This window comes from Mesorhizobium sp. M7A.F.Ca.US.007.01.2.1 (assembly GCF_003998165.1).
In the GTDB taxonomy this organism is placed as follows: domain Bacteria; phylum Pseudomonadota; class Alphaproteobacteria; order Rhizobiales; family Rhizobiaceae; genus Mesorhizobium; species Mesorhizobium ciceri.
In genome coordinates this window covers 1-11,184 of the sequence record NZ_RZQP01000061.1, presented here as the reverse complement: position 1 = coordinate 11,184, position 11,184 = coordinate 1, and the positions used below count along the sequence as shown (strand labels likewise).

9 protein-coding genes are annotated in these 11,184 nt (G+C 65.0%); 3 read left to right on the top strand and 6 right to left on the bottom strand.

Going from position 1 to position 11,184, the window contains the following annotated elements; all coding sequences use genetic code 11:
• Nucleotides 1–39 precede the first annotated feature (39 nt).
• Nucleotides 40–807 carry an SDR family oxidoreductase gene (locus EN949_RS13820; protein WP_024504731.1) on the bottom strand — a complete coding sequence of 256 codons (768 nt, stop codon included), beginning with the start codon at nucleotides 805–807 and terminating at the stop codon, nucleotides 40–42.
• A 289-nt stretch (nucleotides 808–1,096) separates the two neighbouring features.
• Between EN949_RS13820 and EN949_RS13815 the strand changes: the two genes are divergently transcribed.
• Complete coding sequence (locus tag EN949_RS13815; protein ID WP_013528960.1) at nucleotides 1,097–1,252, top strand: hypothetical protein; 156 nt, start codon at nucleotides 1,097–1,099, stop codon at nucleotides 1,250–1,252.
• Between the two features lie 110 nt (nucleotides 1,253–1,362).
• The gene (locus EN949_RS13810; protein ID WP_013528961.1) at nucleotides 1,363–2,304 is read left to right on the top strand and encodes an LLM class flavin-dependent oxidoreductase; all 942 of its coding nucleotides are present in this window, start codon (nucleotides 1,363–1,365) and stop codon (nucleotides 2,302–2,304) included.
• 6 nt (nucleotides 2,305–2,310) lie between these two features.
• Here the strand turns inward: EN949_RS13810 and EN949_RS13805 are convergent, their stop codons facing one another.
• From EN949_RS13805 to EN949_RS13785, 5 genes are all read right to left on the bottom strand, one after another.
• Nucleotides 2,311–2,997: an isochorismatase family cysteine hydrolase gene (locus EN949_RS13805; RefSeq protein WP_127366316.1), complete on the bottom strand. Its 687-nt coding sequence runs from the start codon at nucleotides 2,995–2,997 to the stop codon at nucleotides 2,311–2,313.
• A 36-nt stretch (nucleotides 2,998–3,033) separates the two neighbouring features.
• Nucleotides 3,034–4,758, bottom strand: a complete 1,725-nt coding sequence (locus tag EN949_RS13800; protein WP_127370829.1) for an ABC transporter ATP-binding protein — start codon at nucleotides 4,756–4,758, stop codon at nucleotides 3,034–3,036.
• A gap of 109 nt (nucleotides 4,759–4,867) precedes the next feature.
• A complete protein-coding gene (gene fhuB / locus EN949_RS13795) occupies nucleotides 4,868–6,871 on the bottom strand; it encodes a Fe(3+)-hydroxamate ABC transporter permease FhuB (RefSeq protein ID WP_127370830.1) in 2,004 nt (667 codons plus the stop codon).
• Nucleotides 6,868–7,728: an ABC transporter substrate-binding protein gene (locus tag EN949_RS13790; RefSeq protein ID WP_127367037.1), complete on the bottom strand. Its 861-nt coding sequence runs from the start codon at nucleotides 7,726–7,728 to the stop codon at nucleotides 6,868–6,870. Before EN949_RS13790 ends, fhuB begins: the two co-directional genes overlap by 4 nt.
• A gap of 25 nt (nucleotides 7,729–7,753) precedes the next feature.
• A complete protein-coding gene (locus EN949_RS13785) occupies nucleotides 7,754–9,937 on the bottom strand; it encodes a TonB-dependent siderophore receptor (RefSeq protein ID WP_245459340.1) in 2,184 nt (727 codons plus the stop codon).
• 212 nt (nucleotides 9,938–10,149) lie between these two features.
• Between EN949_RS13785 and EN949_RS13780 the strand changes: the two genes are divergently transcribed.
• Nucleotides 10,150–10,941, top strand: coding sequence for an ATP-binding cassette domain-containing protein (locus EN949_RS13780; protein WP_063170397.1), 792 nt, complete (start codon nucleotides 10,150–10,152; stop codon nucleotides 10,939–10,941).
• The last annotated feature ends 243 nt before the right edge of the window (nucleotides 10,942–11,184 follow it).

Sequence of the window (11,184 nt, the reverse complement as noted above, 5' to 3'; positions counted from 1 at the left end):
CCCGATCGACGGGGGAGAGGAAGGGCGCCAGGCGTCGCCTCACATCGCGGTAAAACCGTTGTCGACGAACAGATGCGTGCCGTTGACGAAGCTCGACTCGTCGCTGGCCAGGTAAAGCGCCGCCCTCGCCACCTCTTCCGGCTCGCCGATGCGGCCCTGCTGCGCGGCCAGCGCTGCGTCCGAGACATCGACGCCGAGCCTGCCGAGGTCGGCAACCTCGCGCAGGCCGTGCGGCGTGCGGATGAAGCCCGGGCAGACGGCGTTGCAGCGGATGTTGCGGTCGCGGAACTCGACGGCGATGGCGCGGGCGAACATGTGGCAAGCGCCCTTGGTGGTGTCGTAGAGCACTTCGTTGGGAGTAGCCGCCACCGCCGAGATCGACGAGGTGCAGACGATCGAGCCGCCGCCCGCCGCAATCATGCCGGGCAAAACGGCGCGCGTCATCAGGAACATCGAGCGCACATTGACGGCATGCAGCCAATCCCATTCCTGCACCGTGGTCTCCAGGAAGGGCTTTATCACGATGGTGCCGGCGTGGTTGAACAGCACGGTGATGGGCCCGAGTTTTTCGATAGCACCCTTCACGGCGGCTTCGACCTGTGCCTCGTCGGAGACGTCGGCGACAAAATGCTCGGCGACATGGCCGCGTGCCCTGATTGTCGCTGCGGTTGCGGCGGCCGCCTCGCCGTTGCGGTCGATGATCGCCACCTTGGCGCCTTCGGCGGCGAACAACTCCGAGGCTGCTCCACCCATTCCCGTCGCGCCGCCCGAAATGATGGCGACCTTGCCGGCCAGTCTTGTGCCCATTTTTTTTGCCCCTATGTGACGATTTCGCTTTGCTGGTTGGGTGATGCTACCGCGCCGGCGCCGGGCGGCCAATCCACGAATTGAGTGCCGCGAGGGCAAGGCCATAGGTCCATTCGGACGCAGACCCGAAAACGGACGCGCCATACGGATCGGCCGCCCGAGTGCCCCTGTAAGCAAGTGGCTACCAACTTCCCGTCACCTAAGAGAAAATTATTCTAGATTTGACCGAAAAATAGCAATCGACAAAGTCTACAAGTTTTATAGATTAACCGACGAGACGGAGGTCGATATGTCCTATATCCAGAACGCCCAGACGGATCGCAGTGGTCAGCGGGCGGCCAATGCCCAGACCTTCCGCCCGGCCTATGCCGGGGCTTTCGCCTATCTCGTCTTTGCCCTTGCGTTCGTGTTCACCGGGGCCGTTGTTCTGGGTCTTATTCCCTGAGTCGTCAGATCGACCGGGGTTAGCTGCCCCACCACTTACAGGCAATTGGAGTTGAATGAACCGAATCCTCGGCGTGCTTTCGCGCGCCCGACACCACGGAGGACATGGCAATGCCGATCGAGTTCACGCATATTCCCGGCAAGACCGCCGATGCCGCGGTTCCCTTTTTCTACGACTTTGCCGAGACCGCGACCAAGCTCGGGCTGATCGAGGACGGCGGCTTCCGCAAGATCGTCGTCGACGATTCGGCCGGACTGCTGACCAACATGGATCTTGCGGCCCAGGTGCTCGATCGCACCTCGTCGCTGGAAGTCGTGCTCACCCATTGGGCGGGCGTGGTCGAACCGACCGTGGCGGCCCGCCAACTGGCGTCGATCGACAGGCAAAGCGGCGGACGCCTGGCGCTGAGAATGATCAGCGAGCCGCTGAGCGATGCCGACGCCGAAACACGGCCGGTCGGGCACACCGTCATCTGGCAGCGAATAGACGAATATCTGGTGCTGCTGAAGCGGCTGTGGTCGAACGACCGGCCCTTCGACCACGAAGGAACGTTCTACAGCATCAAGGGCGGCTACGTGCCGCGCAAGGGACCGCATGGCGCCGACCTGGTCATCCGCATGGGCGGGCAGTCCGGAACGGCGCTCAAGGTGGCCGGCCGGCATGCCGATGTCTTTGAACTGGCGCCGGGCTCGATCGACGAGATCCGGCAATTGATGGAGCGGGTGCGTCGCTCCGCCGCCGAACATGGCCGGGCCGGCAAGCTGCGCTTCGCGCTTCCGGTCGGGATTCACCAGGGTGCTTCCGCCTCCGGCCACAAGGCGGTCGATGTTGCCGGGCCGCCAGCCCAGGCCGCCCTGTCGCTGCTTGCCTATGCAGCCCTCGGGATCGATGAATTCATGATTGTCGGCGTCGACACGCCACGCGAGATCGCAACGCTCGGCCGGGAAACGATCGCCCTGCTGCGCAATTCGCTGGCGCGTCGCGAACACGAGGCATTCCAGCCTGGAGCATATGCGTCTCGTGCAGGATTGGAGACGCGCGCAACGGGCTGAAGTCCTTCAGCCTTTTGTTGTCTCGGACCTGTCGCCAAGCCGCGACAGGCCTTCAATGACAGCGCCCGAATCCGCCAGCGCGCCGAAGACGCCATCTTCGACCGTCACCATATGAAGCGCGGCCTCGTGGGCTTGTTTGTCGCCGCTGGCGCAGGCGTCGGAAATCGTCAGGCATTGAAAGTTGCGGTCGCAGGCTTCGCGCAGCGTGGTGTGGACGCAGACATCCGTCGTGCATCCGGAAAACATGAGATGCGTGATGCCTTGCGCGCGGAGCACAAGCTCGAAATCCGTATAAATGAAGGCGCTGTTGCAGGTCTTGTCGACGATGATGTCGTGCGGTGCCACGTCGATCTCCGGAACGATCTGGAACCCCGTGCCCGAGCGCAGCAGGATATCGGTGCCGTCGAGACCGGAGCGCTTGCGGCGCCATTTTTCGTAAGGCGTCATATCGGCCATGTCGGCCCTATAGCCCTGCCTGGTATGGATGACCCTGACGCCGCCCTTGCGCGCGGCCGCGATCAGCCGGCTCACCGTCGGCAGGATCGCCCTCAGAGGCGACGGGTCATAGCCCTGCCTGGCGAAGTAGCCCGTCGTCGACAGGAAATCCTGCTGCAGGTCGATGACGATCAGCGCGGTGTTTTCGGCCACCAGCCTGCCGTCAAAGGGAAAGTCGAAGGGCGTTGCCTTGATCATCCGGGCGCTCCCTGCTTTGGCCGCTACCATAGTGGATCAACGCGATGACACCAGATGCTGGGCGTCGTGCAGGCGTCGATAGATGCCGCCGGCACGGATCAGTTCGCTGTGCGACCCCTGCTCGACGACGCCCGACTCCGAGACGACGACGATGCGGTCGGCGCCGCGGATCGTTGCCAGCCGGTGTGCGATGACCAGCGTGGTTCGGCCCTCGGCAAGTTCGGCCAGCGACTTCTGGATTTCGCGCTCGGTCTCGGTGTCGAGCGCCGACGTCGCCTCGTCGAGGATCAGGATCGGCGGGTTCTTCAAGAACATACGGGCAATCGCCAGCCGCTGCTTCTGGCCGCCGGACAGTTTTACGCCGCGCTCGCCGATGATCGTGTCATAACCGGCCGGCAGGCCTGATATCATGCCGTCGAGCTGCGCCCGCCGCGCGGCATCGGCGATGGCGTCGTCGGAGGCGCCGAGACGGCCATAGGCAATGTTTTCGCGGATCGAGCCGCCGAACAGGAAGACATCCTGCTGGACGATGCCGATCTGGCCGCGCAGCGAAGCGAGCGTCATGTCCCTGATATCGATGCCGTCGATGCTGATCCGCCCGGCGCTGACTTCGTAGAACCGCGGCAGCAGCGAGCATATGGTGGTCTTGCCGGCACCTGACGGCCCGACGAAGGCGATGGTTTCGCCGGCGCGGATGGTGAGATCGATATCCCTGAGCACCGGCTTGCCGTCGCCGTAGCCAAAGCTCACACCGCGATATTCGATGGAGCCCTTGAGGCCGCTGGCGGTAACGGCACCGGGCCGGTCGGCGATGTCGGGTTCGGTGTCGAGCAACTCTGTGTAGCGGCGGAAGCCGGCAATGCCTTTTGGATAGGTCTCGATCACCGAATTGATCTTCTCGATCGGCCGCACGAAGACGCCGACCAAAAGCAGGAAGCCGACGAAGCCGCCATTGCTCAGGCCTCCCGTGATGACGAGGTAGCTGCCGGCAATCATGACCACGAGCTGGATCAGCCTTATGCCCATGTAGTTCAGCGAATTGCTGGCCGACATGATGCGGTAGGCGTCGAGCTTGGTCTGGCGGTAGCGCTGGTTGTCATGCGCGAACAGCGTGCGCTCATGCTCCTCGTTGGCGAAGGCCTGGACGACGCGCATGCCGCCGACATTCTCCTCGATGCGGACGTTGAAATCGCCGACACGCCGGTAGAGCGCCTGCCAGTTGCGCGCCATGCGGTCGCCGTAGCGCATCGTCACCCAGGCGATCAGAGGCACGATCACCGCCGTGATCAGCGCCAGATGCATGTTGACCGTGAACATCAGCACGAAGGCGCCGGCGAACGTCATGATGGCGATGAACAGGTCCTCGGGGCCATGATGCGCGATCTCGCCGATCTCCTCGAGATCCTTGGTGACGCGACCGACGAGATGGCCGGTCTTGTGGTTGTCGTAGAAGCGGAACGACAGTTTCTGCAGATGATCGAAGCTCTTGCGCCGCATCTCGGTCTCGATGTTGATGCCAAGCATGTGGCCCCAATAGGTGACGACCGCCATCAGCACCGTGTTGAGCAGATAGATTACCAGCAGCCCGGCCGAGGCGATGATGATCAGCGTCCAGTCCTGCCGTGGCAGGAGCTGGTCGACGAAGGTGCGGACCGCCATGGGAAAGCCGAGTTCGAGCAGGCCGGCCAGCACCGCGCAGGAGAAGTCGAGCGCGAACAGCCCCTTCCAGGGCGCGTAATAGGACAGGAAACGTCTGATCATCGAGGTGAACCGCAAGCTGTCTTGATGGACGCGGCGAGGGCACCGGCCGCCATCGATGGGCGCTGCTTACAATCGGCAGGGCAGGGCCGGCAATATGCCAGGGCCGACTTCATTGCCTGCCTTTCCACATCAGCGCCATGAAATAGGGGCCGCCGACGAAGGCGGCGATGAGCCCGGCCGGCACTTGCCAGGGAAAGATCAGCGTCCGGCCTGCCCAGTCGGCGGCAACGAGGATCAGCCCGCCTGTCATGGCCGAGGCCAGAAGCTGCGGCACGGCACGGCGGAAGCCGAGCATGCGCGCGAGATGCGGCGCCATCAGGCCGACGAAGCTCAGCGGGCCGATGACCAATGTCGCGGTTGCGGTGGCCAGCGCGGTAAGTGCCAGCAGAATGGCGCGAACCCGTCCAAGCCGCAGGCCAAGGCCACGCGCGGCAGTTTCGCCGAGCGGCACTATATCGAGCCAGCGCGCCGTCAGCGGCGCCAGCGCGAGGACGGCGACCGCGACCGCAGCGGCAGTGAAGGCATCATTGGGCGTTGCGCGATAGGTCGATCCCGATAGCCAGGCGAGCAGGAAGCCCGTGCGCGGATCGCCGCTGGCCAGAAGCAGCGCGGCGAAGGCCGACGCGACCGTCGCCACGGCGACGCCGGCAAGCAGCAGCCGCGCCGGCGACAGTGCATTGCGCCGCCCGACCAGCACGACGATCGTCAGCGCCAGCAAGGCGCCCGCGAGTGCGGCGCCGAGCATTGCCGCGCGGTCGAAGCCGTCGCTGAGCAACAGCAGCGCCAGCACGCCGAAAGAGGCGCCGCCGGAAATGCCGAGCACTTCGGGTGCTGCCATCGGGTTGCCGGTCATGCGCTGCATCAGCGTGCCGGCGACCGCGAGCAGGACGCCCGCCGACAGGGCTACGACGACGCGAGGCGCGCGCAGGGCAAGCAGCTCGGTCAAATCCTCGGATGCGATCCAGTGCCAACCGCCTGCGCCACGGCCAAAGCCGATGGCGAGGACAACCGCGAGGATGAGCGCCAGCAGGCCCGCGATCAACGGCAGGCCGTTTGTCGGCAGGCGTATCGACGACACCATGTCGGCCTGCCTTTCGGGGGTGGTTCGCATTCGCGGCAACAGGAACAGCAGCAGCGGCGCGCCGAGCAAAGCGGTCGCGGTGCCGGCGGGGATTTCGCCGGTGAACGGCAGATGCTGCACCAGACGGTCGGTGAGCCAGAGCAGGGCGCCGCCGACCAGCGGCGACCAGACCAGGCGGCGGCCAAGCGTGCGCGCTCTTGCCAGCCGCGCCAGCGCCGGGGCGGCGAGCGCCACGAACCCGATGACGCCGACCTCGGCGACGACCAGCGCGCCAAGCGAGACGGCGACTGCCATGCCGGCAAGGCGGATGACGGCCGGGCGGGTGCCGAGCGATGCCGCGCCGTCGTCGCTGAGATCGAGCAGGCGTAGCGGTCGCCAGAGCAGGAACGCGGCGCAGATGCCGGCCAGCAGCCACGGCGCCAGAGCAACGACGGCCGCATCGCCATTCTGCACCAGCGAGCCGCTCTGCCAGATGAACAGCTCCTCGGTGTATTCGCGGTTGAGCGCCATCAGCAGCGCGCCGGCCGAACCGAAAGTGAGGCTGACGACGAGGCCGGCGATGATGATCGACACTGGCGAAAAGCTGCGCCCGCGCGCCAGTGCGAAAACGGCTGATGTGGCGAGAGCGCCGCCAGCCAGCGCCACCCCTTCACGGCCGCCTTCCAGCAGCCATGGTGCGTAGAGGGTGGCGGCCGCCAAAGCGAGGCTTGCTCCGGCATTGGTGCCGATCGTGGTCGGCTCGGCCAGCGGGTTGCGCAGCACATGCTGCATGACGACACCGGCGAGACCGAGCGCCGCGCCGGCCAGCACGCTGGCGGCGACACGTGGCAGGAAAGCATAGCGATACAGCAACTGCACTGGATCGGATGTGTCGGGGGCGGTGAGCGCCTGCCACCACAGGTGCGCCGGCAGAAGGTGGATGAGATCGATGACGCTCAGCACCAGCGCCAGACCCGCGGGCACGGCAACCAGCAGGATGAGCGCGCCGATGCCGTCGCGCTGTCGCGGCAGGGACATTGCCTGAGCGATCATGCCGCTGCCACGAATTCGGCGAAACGCGCGGCGGCAGTGAGACCGCCGAACGGCCAGACCGGCGGAATGGTCCGCACCTGGCCGTTCCGGACGCAGGGCAGATTGGCCCAGAGCGAGTTGCGGGCGATCCTGATCCTGACGTGCGGCGGGATCGGATCGAGCGAGATCAGTTGCGCCTCGCCGACGGCGACCAGTTCCTCGATGCCGACCGTCGAAAAACCCCATTCATTGGTGGCGCCGGTCCAGGCATTGACGAGGCCGAGCCGGTCGAGGACGTCCTGCAGCAGGCTGCCGGCGCCGTAGACGCGGACATGGCGATCGTCGAACATGCTGACGACGCAGACCGGTTTTTGCACCGCCCGCTCCAGCCTGGCACGCGCTTGGGCGATCGAGGCTTCGGTGCGCCCGACAAGGTTTTCTGCTTCCGTCCCACGGCCAAGCATGTTGCCAAGCTGCAGCGTCACCTGCTGCGCCTGCGCGTAAGGTGGAGCCTTGCCGCTGTAGAACGGCACATTGAAGGTCGGCGCCAATCTGGTGAAGCTGTTCTCGTCCAAGCCATAGCCATAGGCGCCGACGATCAGGTCGGGCCGCAATTCCCGAAGCAGTTCGAGATTGGGCTCGCTGCGCGACCCCAGGTCGATGGTGGCCTGCGGCAGCGCCGGGCCCTGGACCCAGTCGCCATAACCCCTGGTGTCGCCGACGGCGAGCGGCGACACGCCGAGCGAGACCACCATTTCGGCCGATGTCCATTCCAGGCAGACGATGCGGGCAGGTGCCGCGCGTGCCGTGCCGCCCGGCAAAGCGAGACCGGTCGCGGCGAGGCCGGCAAGATACTGGCGCCGTGTCAGCGCCGCCATTTTGGGCCGGCCCGCCACATTGCTTCTACCATGTGTATTTCACCGAACCGTTGATCCTGCGGCCCTCGCCGTAGAAGCAGCCGAAGCCCGAGGAGAAGCAGGAGGCGACGTAGCGTTTGTCGAACAGATTGCTGGCATTGAGGCTGAGCGTGGCGTTCTGCCAGGCGTAATGCACCGCCGCGTCGGCGAGCACGACCGACGGAACCTTGAAGCTGTTGGCGTCGTCGCCATAGGTCGAGCCGACATAGCGGACACCGGCGCCCAGGCCGAGACCTTCGAGCTTGCCGCTCATGAAGGTGTAATTGGCCCAAAGCGATGCGGAATGGGCCGGCACGCCGAAGGGCGTGTTGCCCTCGTTGCTGACCCAGACGCCGTTGACGTCTTCGACAGCGGTCGCCCTGGTGATCTTCGTGTCGAGGTAGGTGTAGGCCGCTCTCAGATCGAGGCCCGCATCCAGGCTCGCCACAGCTTCCAGTTCCACGCCGCGCGAACGGATCTCACCGGTCTGGAACAGATCGTTGGGTGAGCCCTCATTGCCGGAACGCACGACATTCTGTCGGGTCAGGTCGAAAACCGATGCCGTAATGAAGGAGTTCCAGCCGGTCGGCTGGTATTTCAGCCCGATCTCGTACTGCCTGCCGGTCTCGGGCACGAACAGATTGCCGTCGCTATCGGCGCCGGCCACCGGCTGGAACGATTCGGAATAGCTGACATAGGGTGCCAGGCCGTTGTCTGCGAGATAGACCAGGCCGGCGCGGCTGGTGAAGGCGTTGTCCTTCTGCTCGGGAATGTAGCCGCCGGCCAGATTGTCGTAGACCTTGGCGTCCGACCAATCCTGGCGGCCGCCAAGGGTCAGCCGCCAGTTGCCGAACTTGACCTGGTCCTGGGCATAGAGACCGACCTGCTGCTGGGTGGTGTCGGTATCGGTGTAGGGCGTCAGATCGGTGATCGGGTACCCGTAAACCGGATCGAAGATGTTGAAACCGTCCTCGACGGTCCCTTCCGAGGCATAGTCGCGGTAAGTGTAGCGTTTGTAGTCGAGGCCGACGAGCAGCGTGTGGGCAAGCGGCCCGGTGCCGAAATCGGCTTGTGCCTGGTTGTCGATGGTGACGCCGCTGAGTTTGGTGCCGCCGGCATCTGCGTAACGGTAGTAGTCGCCGCTTGAAGGTTCCAGGCCGTTCGAGTCCGTCAGTCCGCCACCAAAGACGCCCTCCTCGGTGTGAGTGAGGTGGACGTAGCGGGCATGCTGTCGCACCTGCCAGGTTTCGTTGAAACGGTGATCGAATTCGTAGCCGATCGAGGCCTGGTCGTTGTCGTAGGAATCGAAGCCGGGTTCGCCGACGAACATGCTGTTCGGCAGGTACTTGCCGTCCTTGCCCGGTATGACCGTGCCGTAGGCAGGCAGGTACTGCATCGCCCATCCCGAGCGGTCGCGCTGATAGTTGGCGAGGATGGTCAGGCTGGTGTCGGCATCGGGCTGCCAGGTGATCGCCGGGGCGATGAAGATGCGGTCGTCCTTGACGAAATCGGTCTGCGTGTCGCCCATGTGAGCGGCACCGGTGAGGCGAAACAGCAGCGACTTGTCGGCGTTCACGGCACCGCTGAAATCGAACTTGCCTTCATAGCGATTGAAGCTGCCGCCACCGAGTTCGATCTCGCGCAGGTTTTCCTCGGTCGGCCGCTTGCTGACATAGTTGATGATGCCGCCGGGGCTAGCCTGGCCGTAGAGCACCGACGCTGGTCCGCGCAGCACCTCGTAGCGTTCCGCGCCATAGGAATCGAGTGCGGTGAACAGGGTGAAATTGCTCTCCTTGAGCTGCAGCCCGTCCCTGTAGAAGACGCCGTTGGCGTTCGAAATGCCGCGCAACTGCAGGCCGAGGCCGCGATTGTCGGTGCCGTAGAGATCGCCGGTGGCGCCGGGCGTGTAGCGCAGAACGCCGCCGAGGTTGTCAATCGCCTGTGCTTCCATCTGGTCCTTGGTGATCACCGATATCGACTGGGGCGTCTCGATCAGCGGCGTGTCGGTCTTGGTGCCGGTGGAGCCCTTGGTGGCCACGTAGCCCTTGACCGGCCCGAAGGCGCTTTCGACACGTTCCTGGACGTTGATCGGGTCCAGGGTGGTGGTGACCGTCTCCTGGGCCAGGGCATGGCCGCAGCCAAGCAGGGCCGGCACCGACACCGCTGCGATCAGCAGGCGCTTCCGCGCCATCCGGTCCTGCCAAATCAGTCCACGTCCCGAGATCATCCTGCGCCCCCTTTTCCAAATTTCATGTCGATATTGCCGGTCGCGACGATTTGTTGATCGTTGCAGTCATCTTCAATGTTGACTAGTAAGGTCATGTTTCATAGTCAACCGGGCATGAGCCGTCGAAAGCCGGAATCTGGAAATGCGGGCGGCCGCACTGGAGAAAAGCCATGAGCATGGCTGGAATTGATGCCCAGACTGCCTTCCATATCGACGCGGTGCGCTTTGCCGTCGGCGAGCGGACGCTGCTCGGTCCGGTCTCGCTCGAACTGCAGCGCTCGCGCGTCTACGGGCTGATCGGCCACAATGGTTCGGGCAAGTCGACGCTGATCAAGCTCATGGCGCGCCAACAGCCGGCGAGTTCAGGCGCCATCACTTTCGCCAGGCGTCCGTTGCCGCAATGGGGCGCCCGCGAATTTGCCCGCGCGCTTGCCTATCTGCCGCAGACGACACCGGCGGCGACCGGCCTGACCGTGCGCGAACTGGCGACGTTGGGACGCTATCCCTGGCATGGCGCGCTTGGCCGCTTCCGCGCGCAGGACAGGCAGCATGTCGACGAGGCGCTGGCCCTGACCGACATGGACGGGTTCGCGGATCGGCTGGTGGACGAATTGTCGGGCGGCGAGCGCCAGCGCGCCTGGCTCGCCATGCTGGTGGCGCAGAACGCCGGCGTCATGCTGCTCGACGAGCCGATCTCGGCACTCGACATCGCCCATCAGGTCGAGGTGCTCGGGCTGGTCAAGGAACTCAGCCGCAAACGCGACCTCTGCGTCGTCGTCGTGCTGCACGATCCCAACATGGCGGCGCGCTACTGCGACGAACTGATCGCGCTCAAGGACGGCAAGCTGCTGACGCGCGGCACACCCGGCGAGATCATGCGCAGCGATGTTCTGAAAGGCATTTTCGGCGTGGAGATGGGCGTGTTCGCGCACCCCGTCACCGGCCAGCCCGTCGGCTATGTGCAGTGACGAGATCTGGTGCGGCGGCGGGAAATAGAAGGCGGCTGGCCGCTGTGAGAACAAGGAAGAAGCTGTTGTCGAGAACTGGTTTGTTGGCGGCGTTGGTCGCATCCGTCATCCTGTCGGCCGGCAGCGCGATGGCCCAGGAGCAACCGGCCGGTGCCGCGCCGGCGATTGATGCCCCCACCCCGGCTGCTCCCACGGCCCCAGCGCCGATTGCGCCGGCGCCCGCCGCACCGGCAGTCGCTCCGC